This is a genomic window from Cytobacillus depressus, from assembly GCF_008923245.1.
Taxonomy (GTDB): domain Bacteria; phylum Bacillota; class Bacilli; order Bacillales; family Cytobacillaceae; genus Cytobacillus; species Cytobacillus depressus.
This window is the reverse complement of the sequence record NZ_WBOS01000006.1, coordinates 1-18445: the sequence shown is the minus strand read 5'-3', so window position 1 is coordinate 18445 and position 18445 is coordinate 1. Positions and strand designations below refer to the sequence as shown.

The window sequence follows — 18445 nt, the reverse complement described above, 5'->3', positions numbered from 1 at the left end:
AAATGATGAAAAAACAATTAATAATGGAAAAAGCTTTAGAGCTTTTTGCGACTCAAGGATTTGATGCCACTACTGTTCAACAAATCACCGACTATTGCGGCATTTCTAAAGGTGCTTTCTACTTGTCTTTCAAATCAAAGGATGAATTAATTTTAGCTATCATCGATCAATTTATGATGGAATACACTTCTGATATTGACCATATAGTCAGAAGCCCAGAAAATAATCTTTTATATGATTTTTACTACACAACATTTCATTCTTTTCATAAGCATTCTAATTTCGCGAAAATCCTTATGAAAGAACAATCCCATTCGTTTAATAAAGACTTCTTTTTAAAAATGCGTCACTATGATACGCTAATTGATAAATCTCTTTTATTGTTGATTGAACGTTTATATGGAAAAGGGATCGATCCGATAAAATATGATTTAATTTTTTGTATAAAAGGCTTTATGCACACATATTCACAGCTATTTTTATTCTATAATTCGCCACTCGATTTGAAACATCTCTCTCAATCGCTTGTGGAGAAAACAAATCTGCTCGCAAAACAAATGACTGTCCCATTCATTTCTCATGAACTCTTTCAAATTCTTAAGCAGCCGCTGAATGAAGAAATAACAAAGGATCAGTTGATTGAAATAATAGAAGAAAAGATAGCAGACATTGAAGAACCGATTGAAAAGGAATCATTAATTCTTTTAAAGCAGCAGCTGTTAAATCCGACTTTAAGTCCTGCGATCGTCAAAGGACTTCTCGAAAATATACGAAATCATTCGGAGTGTAAGTGGGTTTCTTATTTGCTGAGGAATTATTTTGAGGTTTAAAATGATGGAGCAGAACGGTTTAATCGGTCTGCTCTTTTCAACGATTTATGAACCTCTCGATTGTGGAAAAGACGACAAATACTGAGACAGCTATACTGAAATACCCCCAAATCGCCTTTTTGTTTTTACTAAGTTCGTGTAGACCGGATACAAATAGCATTGCACCTAGGGATAACATCATTAGCGGCATATATTCAAATCTTTCGGTTACAAAACAATATACTGACAACGATAGTGTGATGGCGGATAAAATGATTCTTAAAATGAATAACATTTTTATTCTCCCTTACAAGTAGTTTTATCAACACTAACTATTGGAGATGTGGCTAGAACTTTTTAATCGGGGCACAAAAAAGCTGCCAACGCAGCTTCATTTTTGTTCATTTATTTGACTAAAGCATTCTTTGTTTTAAGGGTATTCCCCCAAAAGGTCCACTAACTTAATGGTCCCCATTCTTCTAACTTAGCTTGTCTACTATTTTAGTAAACGGCACACTCTGTTAATTTTCCGGTTAGTCTATTGGAAAACACATTCCAAATATCTGCAAGAATCCTACCCTTATGTTCATTCTATTATTAGAGGGGTACCGTCAGGAAGCGCATTTTCCTGACACTCCCCCCTTTCTGTTATGACACAATCAACAATTCGAGGTATAAAAGTCAAAATGAAAGGTGCGACCATTGCAAATATGTAGAACAGCTGTCAAAATCACCGCACGTTGATGGTTATTCCTCTTCCCGTAACAGAAGAGCTTCCTTTCCCATGACCGCAAGCTCAATGGTTTCAAGTGTTTTGCAATAATTTCCGAATATATCTCCATTCACATCGACTTCCTTATGAATATAGTCCAGAACATGCCAATCCTCAAACCAGTCGCCGCTTTCTGCATCTTCATGAGAAGTATCCGGCCAGGCGTATTTTAACGGTGGGCTGTACAACCGGTCGGCGGCGCCTTTTCTCAACTTACAATTCTTGACCCGAGGTTTATAAAGGGAACGGGGAAAAAATTCGTTTACATCGTTAAACAAATCGGGCCAATAATCTTTTCGTGAACCCGTATGGGGATGGTCATGCGCCCATTTCAAAACGCCCGCTGAAATATTTGTACGCTGAAAAAGAAGGGCATACAATCTTTTACCGAATAAAATTCGTTCGTGAAGCGAAGTGAAATGCCTTGATGTAGCGCCGGCAAGTAAGACTTGTTGCCCATTTTCCTCTGCACAGTATGGAAAAAGAATGTGATTGAAACGCAAAAAATCATACAACTTGAAACTGACCGTACGGGTTACGTTTTTTTTAAAATGATCATTTTGGATCACTCTTTTTTCCAAATAACTTTGTTCATTTATCACAGTCGCAATCGTAAGAGTATAGGAATCCCGACTGTTCCAAAAATAACGCCACATCGTTTCCATAAAGGTAGAAATGTGAAAAAAGGGCAAAAGATGAAACATTTCCTGATTGGCTTTTACACTTAGGTCATAAATCAAACACTGGGGATACACATCTTGAAAAATCAACCAGCTGCCGCGTTCCAAAAAAGAATAAATCGCCTTCTGATCTCTTTCCGGCAGAAGTTTTGTCAGCAAATCCCCTTTTAAATCGGTCATGTTCCAGCCAACGTTCCGCGATACCATATGTCCAAGGAGGGCCCAATGGATTTCTGGGTGCTCAAGGTAGAAATTATAATAAGCATGAGTCCGTGTAACATTATTTTGATTATGTTGTTTTGTCTGTTCTCTTATATAGTGAATGCGTTGTTTATCGTTTTCGGATAAAGAGGGCAGGATGCCGGAAGATTTACTTTTTAATTTTTTTTTCAAATCCTTTTTTACATCCGAATAGGAATCAAGCAAAAATACATCATCCCTTATCAACATTTCATTTTAACTACGTTCGATCCTCCCATTAAAGAAATGCATATTCATATTGCTAAAGGAATATGAATACAACGTGAGTATTCGAAAGAGGGGGGTAACATGAGGCATCGGGTACATGCGGAAATGAACCGAATCATCGATCAGTTCATTAGGGACCAATCAGATGACGGATCCTGGCAATATCCTTTCGAGACCGGCATCGGTACAGACTGTCACATGATTATCTTATTACGGACATTGGAGATAAATGACGAGGCCTTCATAAAAGAACTGGCGGAACGTATTGCAGGGAAACAGAAGAAAGATGGTTCATGGGGTTTGTTTTATGATGAAGGAAAAGGGAATCTTACGTCCACTGTGGAAGCTTATTATGCCCTTCTTTACTCCGGTTACCGGGATCGAGATGACCCGGATATCCAGGCAGCAAGAAGGTTTATCCTTGCCAACGGAGGGGCTACGGAAGTCCATATGTTTTTTAAAATCCTGCTGGCTCTAACCGGACAGTGCGAGTGGCCGCCTTTCCCCATTAAGATTGAAGTGCTGCTTATACCGGACTCCTTTCCAATCAATCTTTTTGACTTCTCCGTGTATGGCAGAACGAACATCATCCCGTTTCTGATTCTGGCCAATTTGGGTTTCAGCAGGAGAACTGGGCGGTCTCCTGATCTCTCTGATTTGTATCTGAAAAAAGAAAATCGTTTTTTTACAGAAGATCCGGAAGCCCGCTCGGTTATCCATTTGGTTAAAAAAGGGATAAATGGCCTGAAAGACTACCCTGGAAACCTTCGCGAGTTAGCTTTATATCGCGCCGAACAATATATGCTGGATAGAATAGAACCGGATGGCACCTTATGTAATTATTTCGGTTCAACTTCTATGATGATTTTTGCTTTATTGGCAAGGGGATATTCGAATACACATCCGGTGATCACCCGTGCCTTGCAAGGCTTAAAAGCGATGACCTGCCGGATTGATGGAGAACTCCACTGCCAATATGCGACGGCTACGGTCTGGAACACAACGTTAATCAGTTATGCTCTGCAAGAATCCGGAGTCCCCTATTCATCGAATACCGTCGAGAAGGCAAACCGATATATCCTCTCCCGGCAACATGTCAAATACGGGGATTGGATCATTCATGAACCGAACCTGTTGCCGGGAGGCTGGGGCTTTGAGGACATGAATACAATCCATCCGGATATTGACGACACAACGGTAGCACTAAGAGCGATTCGAACGTTGGCCATCGAAAGGGTGGATTGTCGGCAGGCATGGGATCGGGGAATCAACTGGCTCATTTCCATGCAAAACAATGACGGTGGATGGGCGGCCTTCGAAAAGAATGTGAACAAGAAACTATTGAACCTATTACCGATCGAGGGCGGAAAAGATTTGTTGATTGATCCGTCGACGGTTGATTTAACGGGAAGGACATTAGAGTTTTTCGGGAACTATACCCATTTGGATTTTCATCATCCCATGGTGAAACGCGGGATTCGTTGGCTGTTAAAAAATCAAGAGTCGGATGGTTCTTGGATAGGACGCTGGGGCGTCTATATTTATGGCACATGGGCAGCTGTAACGGGAATGGTTGCGGTTGGGGTTTCCCCGAATCATCCTGCCATTCAGAAGGCTGTAAACTGGTTAAAATCCATTCAAAGTCAAGACGGTGGTTGGGGAGAATCCTGTAAAAGTGATATCGAAAATTGTTATGTGCCTTTGGGCGAAAGTACCCGCACTCATACAGCATGGGCCCTTGACACACTTATCTCGGCCACGACTGAAGTCACACCTGACATTAAACGCGGCGCAGCTTTTTTAGTAGATGGTAAAGAAAAAGATTGGGCAAAGACCTACCCGAAAGGAAGGGGAATGGCTGGAACCTTTTATATCAATTATCATTGTTACGAATACGTTTTTCCGTTACTGGCCCTGGCCCATTATCAAAAATTAGCTGAAGGGAGCTAAACAGGAATCTGTGGATTCAAAAAGCTTTCAAGTGACTTTTGCATATTTTTAAAGTCTTTCCCATACAATGAACAAAACCACAACAGGACAAGGTCTTAGAGAAAAACAAATTCTTTCCAACAAGCAGGAGGCAAAAGATGCTTGAAACTTTCCGCGAATTTTTAAATCTTCATACAGTCATCTGGTTGTTCCCAATCATTTTTATGTTCCATGACTTAGAAGAGATCATAACCATTGAATCCTCTATGAATGCACACAAAAACAGAAAAGCTCCATTCGTCAAACTAACATTAAAAATGAGGGAAAAGCTAGGTTCGACCGCTGCCCAACTTTCTATTTCGGCTACATGGATTTTGCTCATTATCTCATTCACTACATTAATGACTGCCCATTTCTCATTAAACGGAGGGGGCTTTCTTTTATATACAGCCATACTCAATTTGTATATTCTGCAGGCGATCATGCATATCGTTCAGTCCATCTTTTTCAAAGGCTACACACCTGGCATCATAACGGCGCTATTCCTTCTCATCCCTTACTGTCTTCTTGCATATAACAGTTTGTTCCAGTACGGCCTGATAGACTGGCATTTAATTTTCGCAAGTCTCCCCGTTAGCCTGGTTATGCTTCCTGTTTTTCTTGTTGGCAATCTTTTAGGCCGTTACTTTATCAAATAAGTCATTGTAGGAGGTGAGTAAATTGCATGTTGTTATAATGGGAGGAAGCGGGTTTGTAGGTCAAGCCTTGACTCACCTGTTGACTCAAAAAGGCCATCGAGTAACCATATTAACGCGTCTTCCTGATCATAAAAGAACAAGTGAATTCGTTCATTATGTTGATTGGCTTTCTGCAGATCATCAACCTGAAAACGAACTTAAGGATGTCGATGCGATTGTCAATTTAGCCGGGGAATCAATCAATAGCGGACGGTGGACCCAAAGTAAAAAGGAGGCTATTTTGAATAGCCGTCTTACAGCAACAAAAGAGGTCATTCGAATTTTGAGACATCTTCATCCAAAGCCAAAAGTTCTTGTTAACGCTTCAGGTATAAGTTACTACGGGATGTCAGACTTCAAAACGTTTAATGAGTCCTCTAAAAGTGATGCAAACGATTTTTTGGCCAGTGTTGTAAAGCGTTGGGAGAAAGAAGGAGCAATGGCGAAAGAATTGGGCGTTCGAACGGTCTTCGCGCGTTTCGGCATGATTCTGGGTCAAGAGGGTGCCTTTCCGCGAATGGTGCTACATTATAAATTAGGTATTGGGGGGACAATCGGCAGTGGATTGCAATGGATTTCCTGGGTGCACATTCAAGATGCAGTTGAGATGGTTTACTTCGCCATCATTAACCCTGAAGTAGATGGACCGTTGAATGTGACCTCTCCTCATCCAATACGCATGTCATCATTCGGACAGTCCATTGCAGACGTCCTTCACCGCCCATATTGGCTTCATGTTCCTGGGGTTGTAGTAAAAGTAGTACTTGGTGAAATGAGCCAGTTGGTATTAAAAGGGCAGCGGGTACTCCCTCAAAAAGCACTTTACCACAATTACTCCTTTCAATTTCCAGACGTACAGAGTGCACTTTCTGATATTCTAGGTTAAAGATACATTGCGCCGGTATGAAGAAGGAAACTTATTATTAAGCTTTAGTCATGACAGTACGGCAGGCCCTCCCTGCGTTGAATAGCACGCTGTGTCCTTAATCAGCTGTTCGTAGAAAACACTGACTGGCATTTGGAGGGAGCCTTTTTGCATATGAGGTACCGTCAGATAAACGCGGAATGTTGGCACTTAGCGTCAGCTGGTAAGTTGAACTCTTATAGAGCATCCTCCCAAGACACAAATTCGGTGTTATTCCTCAGTTGACGTTTTTCTTCTTCACTTAATGGAGTTTCATCTGGTTTTTATCTCCCTAATTTCGTCCCAGTTCGGGCGATTATAACTTTCAGTTAGATAATTTTCATCTCATAAGGAACTATTTGTACGATAAACCTTTACCTTATACCATACTAATTCCCAAGCCTTTTTTGCCACTCGATTTTCATAGATTTGCAATCGTTCCATTGACTCGGCAAAAAACGGTGTAGGTTTTACCTCTAAATTAACGACATCATTGATTCCCCAAGGGGCTGTCAAAATAACATTATTCTCATTATCTAATTTAACTCCCAATGCTGTAACCGTCTCTGGAAATTTTGAAATACCGTCAACAGATGAAGTATAAGGAGGCAAATGATTGATCACATGCATTCTCGCCTGATTCTTTACAGACCAAGGAATTCCGGGCATAAGATGATTTAATTTTTCTTCTAAAATCTTTTCCTCTGATTCTTCGATATTTAAGGGATTGAAATAAATGACATCAATATCGGGAATGGGCGTTCTTTCAGAAAAATTATGTAACACGTCCCATATTTTCGAACGCACAAAGCCAGCACATATCCACCAATCGGGTAGGTTCAATGTTTTTACGGTTTTTAACAAATCCATTATCCATGTGTCGCCGTTAATGATTCGTACAATATCCTCTTCATTTTTAATCGTCATTTTATTCACCAATATTTTGATAGATATAATAATCTCCCTCAGATTCCGAGGGGTTCTCATTAAAAAAATATATTCCCGCTCCATCATCCATCCCATAACCGATTGAAGCATTGACTTTTTCCATAGCTATTTTTAAATTTTCTTCTTCGTTCCATTTTGAGAAATGAACGCTTATCACACAATCAGGAATAAGCCCCAAACCTTTTAGAAAAAGCTGCTTGTTTTTTGCATTATCAATTGGTGGGATCACACAGTTTTTGGGACTAATTAATGCTCCTGCTGAAAATCCTGCGACTGGAACACCGTGGTTGTACAATTCCTTTAAACGTTCACCAATTGGAGTATCCACGATATATTTTTGATAAAGCTCTGTTTCTCCCCCGCCAATAATAATTCCCGAGCAAGATTTAAATTCTATTAGATTCTTATTTTCATATTCGGGTCCAACCGGAAGATAAACAAAATCCCCCAACCCATTTCCCTTTAACATAGAAGTATATTTATCCATATACTTTTCCCAGCCATCCCGCTCTAAAAAAAGAATCGCAACCTTTCCCTTTTCATTTAATGCTAGATTAGTAAATCTCTTACCAAGTTTATTACTAAATGGAGGGCCTCCGCCGAACATAAATAGATGTCTACTTTTCATGAATTCACCTCTAATACTAAACCTATTTAAAATAAGTGCTTATACTTTTATATCCTCTATACGGTTTTCATCAAGGTTGGTATAGTCCTGGATTGCCTGCTTTACTCTAAGAAACTCTTTATGCCATTCATCTGAATGGGGAACTACCTTCACCTCATTGCGTTTAAGTCCTAACTTCACTATAACCACTCCCCCATATGTATTGATATATAAAAGCCAATAAGATGTCCGGAATACTTATAATTTCTTCTTTAATGATGAATTACCTTCTTGCTCGTAAACACTTTACATTAATTATCGAAAAATAAAAAAGAGCTGCTGATAACATTTTCAGCAACTCTTCACCCATCTTATTTAACAGCATGCAAAACAGGTTTACGGATAACTAAAACGTCACATTTAGCTGAACGGACGATTGCTTCAGATACGGAACCAGTCAAGAAACGTTCAACAGCATTTAGCCCCGTAGCCCCACAAATAATTAAATCAGCCTTAGCTAAGTCAGCAAGCTCTTTCGTGATGATTGTTTTGGGAGAACTATATTCGATTACTACGTTTACGTTTTTAACACACTCAGCCTCAGCTTGTGACTTGTAGCCATTTAACAGTTTCTGTGATGACTGCTCGGCATGCTCAATAACTGAACGGTCATATGCTTCAAATGAACGAGTATTGATTACGTTTACTATGGTTAATGTTGAATTTTTGTTACGTTTCGCAACATCGATTGATTTGCGGAATGCGTACTCAGCTTCTTTTGAACCGTCTACGGCTACTACAATACTTTTATAATGACTCATATGCCAAAATCCCCCTCTGACATGATTTGAAAGCTGTTCTATCTTTAAAAGCTGCCTAAGTGTAGATTCAGTGCACTGAAATGGAAATTCTATACCTTGTGTAAAAGAAAAGATGTAGAATTTAAGATTTTGTCTTTAGATTAATTAGCAGGCTTTTTCATGAATAAAGACAATACTAAATTAATTACCGCCAATACTAAACCGATTGTAAACACAAATGATGATCCCGCTACTGCTGATTGTGGCAATTCATTCGCAGCTATTGCTAAGTAACTAGTTTGTTTTGCTGATAAAAGCGATACCATTACCGCAATACCAACAGCGCCAGCTACTTGTTGAATCGTTTGCGTTATCGCGATTCCATCTGGATAATACTGTTTTGGAAGAGAATTTAGGGTGTTTGTTTGTGTTGAAGCAAGCACCGCTCCGATCCCTAACATCATGACAATAAAAGTTAGCACAATCATCCATAAAGAAGTTTCTGTGCCAAATTGCGTAAAGATTGCATAAGAAACGGCTACGAGAATGGTTCCAGGCGTGATCACCGCTTTTGGTCCATATTTGTCAAATAAACGACCAATGGTTGGAGCTAATATACAGTTCAGTAAGCTACCCGGCAAAAGGATAAGGCCAGTTGTGAAAGCAGCTATTAATAATGCCATTTGCATATACATTGGCAAAATAACAAGCATGGATAACATATTGAAGAATGTGATAAAGCTCATAAAAACGCCAAGAACGAACATTGGATATTTAAATGCTCTTAAATTCATCATAGGAGTCTCCATTTTCATTTGTCGAGCCGCAAAAAGAATGACTGCGACAAGTCCAATGATGATGGAACCAAGAACCGTTGAACTCGTCCAACCGTTAACACCAGATACACTAAATCCGTAAACAATACCACCGAATCCAATCGTCGAAAGAATAACGGAAAATACATCAATCGAAACTTTACGTATCTCGTTCACATTCGGTAAATACTTTAACCCGAAAATAAGAGAAAACAGTAAGAAAGGTACTTGAACCCAGAAAATCCAATTCCAAGATAATGTATCTAAAATAAGTCCTGCTATTGTTGGACCAAGTGCTGGACCAGCTAACATAACTAAGCCCATGACTCCCATAGCGCCGCCGCGTTTATGCGGTGGATAGATCGCAAAAATAACGTTTTGTGTTAAAGGTAAATTAATTGCTAAACCTGCCGCTTGAATAATACGTCCCGTGAGCAGCATGCCAAATGTGGATGCAGTTGCCGCCAGAGCTGTGCCGATAATGGTTAATAATACAGAAGTCATAAACATTTGCCTTGTTGTGAATTTCTGCATCAAAATACCTGTTACCGGTATTAAAATTCCTAATGTTAAAAAGTAACCTGTTGCTAACCATTGGATGGTTGTGGGATCCACTTGGAATATTTGGCTTAATTGGCCTAAGGCAATATTTAATGCTGTTTCACTAAAAAGTCCGACAAAGCCTGCCACTAAAAGAGCAGCCATGATCGGACCTGTTTTGAACTGTTGGTTCGCTATTGAGTCTGTTTTAATTTGTTGTTTTGCCACTGAGGCTTTTATGGTTTGTGTATTCACTTACTTAACTCCTTCAAAAAATATGTCATACTTACGAAATAATTTACACCCTTATCTTTTCTGCTGAAAAAGATTTATCGCGATTTCGATTATCAGCGATTTTGTATCCATTTCCGTGGTAACCTCCTGAATACCAACTCGAATGTTCATAAATATATCAAAAATTTTTCCCTATAGTCAACCAAGTTGACAATGTTTTTTTGATAAGTTATTATTAACTTAGTTGACAATAATCTAGGGGTGGAGCAAATGTTTAATATTGGAGATTTAATCATCTATTCCGCACATGGCATTTGTAAAATTGACGATATTTGCGAAAAAACAGTTGCTGGTATTACAAGACCGTATTATGTATTACATCCAATGGAAAATGATCATCAATTAACGATAAGTACTCCAGTTAATAATGATAAAGTTGTCATGCTTGGACTTATGAATAAAGAGGAAGCCAATGAAATACTTGAATCTTTTAAATATCCAGGGGTGGAATGGATTGACCATGCGAACATGCGTCATACTATTTATTCCGAAATTGTAAATACAGGTAATCGAAAAGAAATTGCGAAAGTTGTTAATACGTTGTTGAGGAAAAAAGTGGAGTATGAGCTGAATGAAAGAAAGCTTTATGAACAAGATCGTAAACTTTTGAACACTGTACAACATACTTTATTTAAAGAGTTGGCGATTTCATTGAATCTTACTTTTGAAGAAATACATGAAATGGTCATAAGATTGTTAAAAGGAATTGAAGTAGATAAATTCCCCGTTCACTAAAATATGACCAGACTAAATTAATCAATTCTAAACACTAATGACTAATCTAATCAAAAAACCCCTGCTTCGTTAACTAAATGAACAAAGCGGGAGTTTCCCTTTTCACAGCTTTATATTATATTTCCCAATCTAACTTTAAAATATCTTTTAGAATATTTACTTGCTCCACCCCTATTTTCTCAGCAATTTTCTTCTCAAGCTGGGCTTTAAGGACTTCATTTTTTTCATAGCATTCTTCACCTAAAGCGGTTAACTGAATGCACTTCTCTTTCTTATTGTTTTCTACATTATAGATTTCTACCAATCCTTTGGCAGCAAGATTTTTTATAAACTTATGGATCGCTTGGCGAGAAATTTCTACATTTTTTGTCACATAGGAAATGGGAGGTCGCTTTTTATAAATCCTCGCCATGATATACCATTCAGAGTTTGAAATATAAATCTCACTTCGATCATTCCATGCTTTCTCTGAGATTTTCCGGACCAAACTATGGCGCTCACTTAACAGGTCTATTAGATCTAAATTTTGTAATTCAGAGTTTGAAATCAAATGATTCACTCCAATCATAATCTTCGCCACTACTATATAAAATCCATTATTGGAAGTCAATCAGATTGACAGCCAATTTACCGTATGAGAATGAATAGCTAAAAAGATAATATCTCTATTTCTATTTCAACTTGGACATAAGTGCTAGGATTCTATCAAGTTGTCCGTCTGTGTCAGACAAGAAATCGGCTTGTGTCTTTTCAACTAAAATATCTGGATATAATGCCAATTCTGGATCAAGTGAAAGATTTGGTCTAAAAAACTCATTATGAGTAATAAATAAAGGAGATTTTGTATACGGCAATTCAATATGTATAATATCACCGAACGCGGAGCGGGGTTGCCCCCTAGGTTCTCCGATAATGGTTACTCTATTTGCATCAGGAAAATAAACCATCTTAAACGACTTTCAGCTTTGAAGGATGACAATTAGTAAAAATGAAAGGAGAACATCCGTGGTTCCATTGGGAAATAAAGTAGAATAACTAACCTCATTTTTTTTATTTGACAATTGAGCCTCCAAACAATTTCAAAATAAACTAATCTCGATTAAGCCTTTCAAATATTATTTTATATTCCATAGGCTTCCCGTGTCCATTGTATTTCAGTGGTAGGACCTGCACTAATCTCCAACCCTCTGATGCATGAGTTACAATGGTTTCTCTATGAGTTGGAGAAGAAAAAAATCCTCCTAATTTAGTCTCTACAAACTTATATTCATACATACAATTGCACCTCCATATTTTAATAGAGTTTGTTAACATACTTATCTCACTATCTCATTGAAAATTAGTTTTTATTTACAAACTTATACATAAGAATATCATCAACATACTCATTTTCATTTATCTTAATTTCTTTTATTTTGCGCCCTTCTTCAACAAACCCCATACTTTTGTACAAGGAAATGGCTCTATGATTGGTTGAAAATACGCCTAAACATACTTTTTCAATTAATGGGTTCTTCTCTGCCCAATCTAATAATGCTCTTATAAGCATTTTTCCAATTCCCATACCTCTATAACGTTTGCTGATCATCATGCCAAAGGAGCCCGTGTGAGATAATCTTTTTCTATATTGGGAAAGAAACACGATCCAACCGACGACTTCCCCATTTATTTCAGCTACAATTAGAGTTTCTATTCGATTTTCTAATAATCCCTGAATCCATTCTCTTTGTTGTTCCAGAGTTTGAATAAACTCTTCGGAAACTGAAATTAAATAATCCCCTTCAGCAATAACTGATTTCTGTATTTCTAGAACTGCTTCTGCATCCTCTACTTTCCCTGTACGAATGGTGTATTTCTCATTATTTTTAAAAACAGACACACATTTTCCCCCCATTAATTTTTTTATAAACGATCATTGGCAAACCCCCAATGGATTGCCGTCAGGGTCATAGAAAGTAAAAAATCTAGTCGTACCTTCTCCACTCATTTGATTGACTTTTACATTCCGCTCGAGCAAAAATTTGTAGGTCTCTTCAATATCTTGAGGAATAAAATTATAGTATTTCCCTACCCCAAACTTATTTTCCGGAAATACCATTGGTTGGTGATTTAATGTTCTTACAAGACACACTACTGTTTGAGACTGTTCTGCGATTCTCATAACTGCTGCTTCTTCTTCAATATAGATAAGTGTAAAACCTAGTATTTCTTCATACCATTTTGCTGAATATTTAGGGTCTTTCACTGGGATAAATACCCCTTCCATCCCTCTAAAAAATGGTTTGACCATCCTATTTATCTCCTTTTTATTTAACTAGCCTTTCTACACTTCGCCAAAATTTTATTAAATCCTTTGTATAGTTCAAACTTCCCCAGAACCTAGCTCGATTCAAAAAGAGCGCCCCTTTTTTAAAATAATGGGTTTGGTTTTGAAGTACAAAATGACAAAATTACAGTTATTTTGCAACAGAATTAAAACCTGAATTTACTAGATAATTAACGCCATTACTAGTACAACAAACGCTCATAACATTAAAAGCTATGAGCGTTTGTTATTTCACAATATTCACCGTAAGTTTAACAAATGGTTTCTATGCTTTCTTTTCGTGATTTGGAATGTCTCTCCTCCATAAGGCAACTGCAATCGACACACATCCAAGGAAAACAAGAACTCCATGTGCTATTCGTAGCGGCTGCCCAGCGAAGAATTGTGGGATATATAATGAAATTCCTAAAGCGAAAGGAATACCGCTCCATTTCTGGTATTTTCCCGACCTCCAAAATGTAATTGCAACTATAATCGAAGCAGTAGCAAGAAACAGAAGACCTATAATAAACATAATAAGCCCTGGTCCAGAACGTACCACATTTGCAAGACTAACTAGTGCATCAGTCTGCCGTGTTATTGCTTCTAGTCCAATAGCATGCAGTCCGTAGGTTTCCCCTCCGTAAAACGGCAGTGTTAAACCAATGCCTAATGAACATAATACTACTGCAGAATATGTCAGTGATTTTAATGCAGTATCTTTTAATGAGGTATGAAGACCGAGTAAACCTAATGGTAGTAATGTGAAACCAATTATTGCAAAAATATGAGCTACAAGCCATTCTGTTGATGCAAATGCTGTAGCGCCTTCCAAGGACGATTCATCAGAAAATGGACGAATCGCTGGATAAAGGACAAACAATGTTCCTGATATTAAAAGAGTAATGGCACTAAAACGATTATGAAACATAACTTGGCTTTCCTCCTTGTCAAAGTTTGCGTGAATATGGAGATAGTGTAAGGCTATAACTTATTTGAGTATGATTATTCCATAAATATATTCAGGAACTGTAATAATATTGTTAACTTTTAAGAGATATAACGTTCCACGAAGAAAGGTCATGATAATTCCACCTTAAATATACATTTCACAATTTTTTCTAGACGGAGAAATCAAGGATATTTTATATGACTAGTATGTAGTGTCCTTACTTATTCCACGTTTCGGCTATTGCCGAAGATGAGTGCTAACGCTCAATTTAACAAGGATCTAAACCCATACCAAAAAGGCGCAGTTTCCTACTCTTGAATTGCGCCATCCCTTTAGTTATTACCTTCTATTTGTTCATCTTTTGTTAACTCTTCTTCTTCAATCCAATCTACACCGGTTTTATAAACTTTACTGTCAAATTCAAAGATGTCTGCATCTGGGCCTAGTTTTATTACTTGTTTTTTGCTTAAATATCCCTCTTCATTTTGTCCAGGAATTCCTGAGCATCCTATTAAAAGGGAAAGGACCAAGATTAGTGTATCCTATCAAAAGAAAAGTTTACTGAAAGAAAGAACATTCATTACTCTAATACTTAAAGCTTTCCATTCTTTCCTCACCGGAAACCATATCTTTAATTTTGAATCGATTATTTTTTACCTCATCCTCCCCAATTATAATCACGTTCCGGATTTTTTCCTTATTTGCCTTATCTAAGGCTTTGCCAAGTTTTTTGTTCACCATTTCATATTCAACCTTGTATCCTTGATTTCTCAAATATCTTGCAACTAATAATGCTTCTTTTTGGGTATTGATTGGTATTACATAAAAATCCACATCTGAACTTTCTATGCTATTCTCCTTCGATGTATTTAAAGCCGTATAAATTACATCTAAACCAAATGAAATACCAACGGTTGAAAAGTTTTCATCTGTTCCAAGAAGTCCCCCGATTGCATTATCATATCTTCCTCCACTGCCAATGCTGGACTTAATTGAGTTATTTGATAGAAAAATTTCATATATGGTACCCGTATATATTTCCAACCCCCTAGCTAAAAAAGGATTAAATACACATTGTTTATTGATACCAAGGGTTTCCAAATAATCTTCTAGCTCTTTTAATTCTTTCAGTCCTTGCTTCACTTGTTCATTTTGTTCAGAGAATGGCTCAAAATAGCTATAACTTGTATTATTTTTATCAGTCAAAAACTGTTTAATTAATTTGACAGTTGAAGAAGACAGCCCCAGTTCCGAAAGCTCGGAAATAACAGCTTCTAAACCAACTTTTTCAAGCTTATCAAGGATTAGCACGACTTTACTGATTTTATCAGCTTCTGTTTCAAATACTTCAAGCATTCCTGTTAATAATTTTCGATTGTTATATTGAATCGTTACTTGTAAATCTAGTTTACGAAATGCATCTAATGCCATGATCATTAATTCTGCTTCAGCAATTTGAGATTGAACTCCCACAATATCAACGTCGCATTGTGTAAATTCACGAAACCTTCCCGTTTTTATCGGGCCGTCCCTAAAAACTTTACCGATCTCATATCTTTTAAATGGCATTCTTATCGTTGGATTCATGGTAACTACTTTTGCAAATGGGATCGTAAGGTCATATCGCAATGCTAAATCTCTATCCCCTCTGTCTGTTAATGTATACATTTCCTCCAAAATTTCAGCACCTCCACCATACTTAGAGGCTAGTAATTCTGAGTAATTTAAAATTGGGGTTTCCAACGGCTTGCATCCATATTGAATAAATACATCTTCTAATGTTCTTCTTATTTTTCTTCTAATCACTTCAGCATTTGGCAGGTAATCTTGAGTTCCCTTTACATTTTGATAATCCATTTTTTTCATCTTTCGTTCCCTCCTATAATTTTTAAAAATAAAAAACCGCATTAGATTAAAGTTCTAAAACTTAATCAATGCGGTTTCATGAGAAATAGCCTTCCTATTTGCGATTTTTAAAAATCGAATAGCAAGGCTACTTGATATGATGATGTAATTGTGACAAGGAAATGATTATTTTAACAGACAACATCCTGCTCACCTCTAATTTCCAATTACTGTATCACAATAAAAAAAATATTTCAAACCATTTTAAGAATTTCTTTAACATCTTCAAGACGCTAAACGCATTTCGTTAACCATATGCTCAAGCTAAATACTTCAAATATAATGAGGTTCAAATTTAATAAATAATTTTAGATGTAAATAAGAGTTTGGTAACATCCTGTTTTATTATTAACAGGGTTTTTCTTTTTGGCTTTAAAGGGAATATTCGTACCTTCACTGAATATATAGTTATGAATATTAAATAGGGCAGGATTCAAATGACGACACCATAGGAGATGATATTAGAGATGAAAACACGGGTGAATCAAATCGAATTGAATGGACTCACTTTTCAATATCGTGAGAGTGGGGAACCTTCAGCACCACCACTTGTTGCCTTGCACACGATGGGAAAAAGTGCAGAATCATGGGATCAAGTGGCTGCTGTATTAGGAGAAAAATACCGCGTTTTAGCTTTAGATCAAAGGGGGCACGGTGGAAGCGCGAGAACTGGTACATACTCTTTTGAACTGATGTGTGATGACTTGCTTCATTTTGCAAATGCTTTGAATTTGGGACGGTTTACACTAATTGGTCATTCCATGGGAGGAACAGTATCCTATCTTTTCGCAGAATCATTTCCTTCGAGGATAGAACGGCTGATTGTTGAGGACACTCCTCCTCCTTTTCCGAATAAGCCGATCGAAGTTCCTTCCAAACCATCTGATCCTCTACCGTTCGATTGGCAGGTTGTACCTTCGATTCTACATCAACTTAATGAACCTAATCCCAATTGGTGGGCACGTCTTCCTGATATTATCATACCGACTCTTATTATAGTTGGCGGATCCAGTCATATTCCTCAAAACAAATTACTAGAAGTCTCTAAGCTTATTCCGAATTGCGACTTGGTTACGATAGAGAGTGCTGGGCACCATGTGCACGAAGAGCAGTTACCTGCCTTTCTAGCTGCCGTAAAAAATTTTCTTGATTCTTGAAAACTATAAGAGTTCACTTGTACTCCATATTATAAAAATTATTATATAGCTGACTTCTATAACTAGGGGGATATATTAATGCTAGAAAGTTTTCAGGCTTTTATCACACCATTTAATCTTCATAGGACGGTCAGAGTTTATTTACCTCCTAGCTACTATCAGGAAGATAAGAGCTACCCCGTATTGTATTTTCACGATGGTCAAAACGTTTTTCAAGATAAAGATGCAGTTGGTGGAATATCTTTGAGATTAGAAGAATTTTTGAATGAGCATGGATTAGAAATTATTGTGGTGGGGATTGACTCAAACATAGGTGAAGAGCGAGTGAATGAATACTGCCCTTGGGAAAACGGAGAGTATAGCAGAAAAATTACAGGAAATAAGAGTGCCTTGGGTGGTAAAGGGGAAGCATATTTAGATTTTATCGTGAATGAGCTAAAACCTTTTATTGACAATAAGTACCGAACTCTCGATCAGAGTACATTTATGGCAGGAATATCATTAGGAGGATTAATATCCACCTATGCTATGTGCAGGTATCCAAATATCTTTACAAGAGTAGTTGCAATTTCATCTGCCTATTATCGTAATCAAGAAGAAATAGAGAGGTTAATAAAAAATACTAATTTATCTTCAGTAGAACGATTTTATTTAGACTGTGGAACTAAAGAAGCTGGTAAAGAAGAAGGAATTAGTAAAGAATTTCTCGCATCAAATAAAGCTATCTATGAACTTTTGAAAAATGAAATTGCCGAAACTAGGTTGGAAATAGTAAAGAATGCTGAACACAATTATGTGCATTTTAAAGAGAGGATTCCTGAAATATTTGCTTTTTTATTTTCAGATAGCAGATAGGTGCTCTACAATCAGCACTTCTAGAGTTAGATTTGCGTTCTAAAGTTCATTCCAAATAAAATTAGTGGATGGAAATTTACTGGTAACAACAAACAAAAGCCTTAACCCCTGCAAATGAACTGCACCCCAATTATTAGACACAAAATCTAATAATTGGGGTGTATTTTTATGTCTAAATTTACTTTAGAAGAAATAAATGAAGCTGTTGAACATTATTTTAATGGTAAAGAAAC

22 protein-coding genes are annotated in these 18445 nt (G+C 37.3%); 7 read left to right on the top strand and 15 right to left on the bottom strand.

The features are described from left to right. Nucleotides 1-2 precede the first annotated feature (2 nt). The gene (locus F7731_RS14445) at nucleotides 3-830 is read left to right on the top strand and encodes a TetR/AcrR family transcriptional regulator (protein ID WP_151535493.1); all 828 of its coding nucleotides are present in this window, start codon (nucleotides 3-5) and stop codon (nucleotides 828-830) included. Nucleotides 831-867: 37 nt separating this feature from the next. On the opposite strand, the gene F7731_RS27315 is transcribed toward F7731_RS14445, so the two are convergent. Together F7731_RS27315 and F7731_RS14435 are read right to left on the bottom strand one after the other, a co-directional pair. Then, nucleotides 868-1008: a DUF3953 domain-containing protein gene (locus F7731_RS27315; protein WP_425482012.1), complete on the bottom strand. Its 141-nt coding sequence runs from the start codon at nucleotides 1006-1008 to the stop codon at nucleotides 868-870. A 548-nt stretch (nucleotides 1009-1556) separates the two neighbouring features. Beyond that, nucleotides 1557-2711 (bottom strand): DUF2515 family protein, encoded by a 1155-nt coding sequence (locus F7731_RS14435; RefSeq protein WP_151535491.1) that lies wholly within the window; start codon nucleotides 2709-2711, stop codon nucleotides 1557-1559. Nucleotides 2712-2810: 99 nt separating this feature from the next. Between F7731_RS14435 and shc the strand changes: the two genes are divergently transcribed. From shc to F7731_RS14420, 3 genes are all read left to right on the top strand, one after another. Further along, nucleotides 2811-4679 (top strand): squalene--hopene cyclase, encoded by a 1869-nt coding sequence (gene shc / locus F7731_RS14430; RefSeq protein WP_151535490.1) that lies wholly within the window; start codon nucleotides 2811-2813, stop codon nucleotides 4677-4679. Between the two features lie 137 nt (nucleotides 4680-4816). Further along, nucleotides 4817-5356 carry an HXXEE domain-containing protein gene (locus F7731_RS14425; RefSeq protein ID WP_151535489.1) on the top strand — a complete coding sequence of 180 codons (540 nt, stop codon included), beginning with the start codon at nucleotides 4817-4819 and terminating at the stop codon, nucleotides 5354-5356. 22 nt (nucleotides 5357-5378) lie between these two features. Beyond that, nucleotides 5379-6281: a TIGR01777 family oxidoreductase gene (locus tag F7731_RS14420; RefSeq protein ID WP_151535488.1), complete on the top strand. Its 903-nt coding sequence runs from the start codon at nucleotides 5379-5381 to the stop codon at nucleotides 6279-6281. A 363-nt stretch (nucleotides 6282-6644) separates the two neighbouring features. On the opposite strand, the gene F7731_RS14415 is transcribed toward F7731_RS14420, so the two are convergent. From F7731_RS14415 to F7731_RS14400, 5 genes are all read right to left on the bottom strand, one after another. Further along, nucleotides 6645-7226 (bottom strand): nucleotidyltransferase family protein, encoded by a 582-nt coding sequence (locus F7731_RS14415; RefSeq protein ID WP_151535487.1) that lies wholly within the window; start codon nucleotides 7224-7226, stop codon nucleotides 6645-6647. 1 nt (nucleotide 7227) lies between these two features. Beyond that, a complete protein-coding gene (locus F7731_RS14410; protein WP_151535486.1) occupies nucleotides 7228-7875 on the bottom strand; it encodes a Type 1 glutamine amidotransferase-like domain-containing protein in 648 nt (215 codons plus the stop codon). A gap of 39 nt (nucleotides 7876-7914) precedes the next feature. After that, nucleotides 7915-8055, bottom strand: a complete 141-nt coding sequence (locus tag F7731_RS26500) for a hypothetical protein (RefSeq protein ID WP_170289711.1) — start codon at nucleotides 8053-8055, stop codon at nucleotides 7915-7917. 170 nt (nucleotides 8056-8225) lie between these two features. Beyond that, nucleotides 8226-8675, bottom strand: a complete 450-nt coding sequence (locus F7731_RS14405) for a universal stress protein (RefSeq protein WP_151535485.1) — start codon at nucleotides 8673-8675, stop codon at nucleotides 8226-8228. A 140-nt stretch (nucleotides 8676-8815) separates the two neighbouring features. Continuing rightward, a complete protein-coding gene (locus F7731_RS14400) occupies nucleotides 8816-10174 on the bottom strand; it encodes a DHA2 family efflux MFS transporter permease subunit (RefSeq protein ID WP_151535649.1) in 1359 nt (452 codons plus the stop codon). 339 nt (nucleotides 10175-10513) lie between these two features. Between F7731_RS14400 and F7731_RS14395 the strand changes: the two genes are divergently transcribed. Further along, entirely contained in the window at nucleotides 10514-11038 is a 525-nt protein-coding gene (locus F7731_RS14395) for a CarD family transcriptional regulator (protein ID WP_151535484.1), read from the top strand. A 115-nt stretch (nucleotides 11039-11153) separates the two neighbouring features. On the opposite strand, the gene F7731_RS14390 is transcribed toward F7731_RS14395, so the two are convergent. The 8 genes from F7731_RS14390 to F7731_RS14355 form a co-directional block, all read right to left on the bottom strand. Beyond that, nucleotides 11154-11606 (bottom strand): MarR family winged helix-turn-helix transcriptional regulator, encoded by a 453-nt coding sequence (locus F7731_RS14390; RefSeq protein ID WP_151535648.1) that lies wholly within the window; start codon nucleotides 11604-11606, stop codon nucleotides 11154-11156. Between the two features lie 103 nt (nucleotides 11607-11709). Beyond that, nucleotides 11710-11985 (bottom strand): S41 family peptidase, encoded by a 276-nt coding sequence (locus tag F7731_RS14385; protein ID WP_151535483.1) that lies wholly within the window; start codon nucleotides 11983-11985, stop codon nucleotides 11710-11712. Nucleotides 11986-12127: 142 nt separating this feature from the next. Next, nucleotides 12128-12313 (bottom strand): DUF4177 domain-containing protein, encoded by a 186-nt coding sequence (locus tag F7731_RS14380; protein WP_151535482.1) that lies wholly within the window; start codon nucleotides 12311-12313, stop codon nucleotides 12128-12130. 64 nt (nucleotides 12314-12377) lie between these two features. After that, nucleotides 12378-12917: a GNAT family N-acetyltransferase gene (locus F7731_RS14375; RefSeq protein WP_246197224.1), complete on the bottom strand. Its 540-nt coding sequence runs from the start codon at nucleotides 12915-12917 to the stop codon at nucleotides 12378-12380. A 33-nt stretch (nucleotides 12918-12950) separates the two neighbouring features. Beyond that, a complete protein-coding gene (locus F7731_RS14370; protein ID WP_151535480.1) occupies nucleotides 12951-13328 on the bottom strand; it encodes a VOC family protein in 378 nt (125 codons plus the stop codon). Nucleotides 13329-13629: 301 nt separating this feature from the next. Then, complete coding sequence (locus tag F7731_RS14365; RefSeq protein ID WP_151535479.1) at nucleotides 13630-14274, bottom strand: hypothetical protein; 645 nt, start codon at nucleotides 14272-14274, stop codon at nucleotides 13630-13632. Between the two features lie 353 nt (nucleotides 14275-14627). Further along, nucleotides 14628-14825, bottom strand: coding sequence for a hypothetical protein (locus F7731_RS14360; protein WP_151535478.1), 198 nt, complete (start codon nucleotides 14823-14825; stop codon nucleotides 14628-14630). Nucleotides 14826-14880: 55 nt separating this feature from the next. Further along, nucleotides 14881-16161: a histidine--tRNA ligase gene (locus F7731_RS14355; protein WP_151535477.1), complete on the bottom strand. Its 1281-nt coding sequence runs from the start codon at nucleotides 16159-16161 to the stop codon at nucleotides 14881-14883. Between the two features lie 506 nt (nucleotides 16162-16667). Here F7731_RS14355 and F7731_RS14350 point away from each other — a divergent pair. After that, entirely contained in the window at nucleotides 16668-17357 is a 690-nt protein-coding gene (locus tag F7731_RS14350) for an alpha/beta fold hydrolase (protein WP_212031192.1), read from the top strand. Nucleotides 17358-17435: 78 nt separating this feature from the next. Next, nucleotides 17436-18212, top strand: a complete 777-nt coding sequence (locus F7731_RS14345) for an alpha/beta hydrolase (RefSeq protein ID WP_151535475.1) — start codon at nucleotides 17436-17438, stop codon at nucleotides 18210-18212. The last annotated feature ends 233 nt before the right edge of the window (nucleotides 18213-18445 follow it).

Coding starts and splice junctions, on each gene's coding strand:
- F7731_RS14445 (WP_151535493.1), top strand. CDS start 3: ATGATGAAAAAACAATTAATAATGGAAAAAGCTTTAGAGCTTTTTGCG.
- F7731_RS27315 (WP_425482012.1), bottom strand. CDS start 1,008: ATGTTATCCCTAGGTGCAATGCTATTTGTATCCGGTCTACACGAACTT.
- F7731_RS14435 (WP_151535491.1), bottom strand. CDS start 2,711: ATGTTGATAAGGGATGATGTATTTTTGCTTGATTCCTATTCGGATGTA.
- shc (WP_151535490.1), top strand. CDS start 2,811: ATGAGGCATCGGGTACATGCGGAAATGAACCGAATCATCGATCAGTTC.
- F7731_RS14425 (WP_151535489.1), top strand. CDS start 4,817: ATGCTTGAAACTTTCCGCGAATTTTTAAATCTTCATACAGTCATCTGG.
- F7731_RS14415 (WP_151535487.1), bottom strand. CDS start 7,226: ATGACGATTAAAAATGAAGAGGATATTGTACGAATCATTAACGGCGAC.
- F7731_RS14410 (WP_151535486.1), bottom strand. CDS start 7,875: ATGAAAAGTAGACATCTATTTATGTTCGGCGGAGGCCCTCCATTTAGT.
- F7731_RS14405 (WP_151535485.1), bottom strand. CDS start 8,675: ATGAGTCATTATAAAAGTATTGTAGTAGCCGTAGACGGTTCAAAAGAA.
- F7731_RS14400 (WP_151535649.1), bottom strand. CDS start 10,174: ATGGCTGCTCTTTTAGTGGCAGGCTTTGTCGGACTTTTTAGTGAAACA.
- F7731_RS14395 (WP_151535484.1), top strand. CDS start 10,514: ATGTTTAATATTGGAGATTTAATCATCTATTCCGCACATGGCATTTGT.
- F7731_RS14390 (WP_151535648.1), bottom strand. CDS start 11,606: ATGATTGGAGTGAATCATTTGATTTCAAACTCTGAATTACAAAATTTA.
- F7731_RS14385 (WP_151535483.1), bottom strand. CDS start 11,985: ATGGTTTATTTTCCTGATGCAAATAGAGTAACCATTATCGGAGAACCT.
- F7731_RS14380 (WP_151535482.1), bottom strand. CDS start 12,313: ATGTATGAATATAAGTTTGTAGAGACTAAATTAGGAGGATTTTTTTCT.
- F7731_RS14370 (WP_151535480.1), bottom strand. CDS start 13,328: ATGGTCAAACCATTTTTTAGAGGGATGGAAGGGGTATTTATCCCAGTG.
- F7731_RS14365 (WP_151535479.1), bottom strand. CDS start 14,274: ATGTTTCATAATCGTTTTAGTGCCATTACTCTTTTAATATCAGGAACA.
- F7731_RS14355 (WP_151535477.1), bottom strand. CDS start 16,161: ATGAAAAAAATGGATTATCAAAATGTAAAGGGAACTCAAGATTACCTG.
- F7731_RS14350 (WP_212031192.1), top strand. CDS start 16,668: ATGAAAACACGGGTGAATCAAATCGAATTGAATGGACTCACTTTTCAA.
- F7731_RS14345 (WP_151535475.1), top strand. CDS start 17,436: ATGCTAGAAAGTTTTCAGGCTTTTATCACACCATTTAATCTTCATAGG.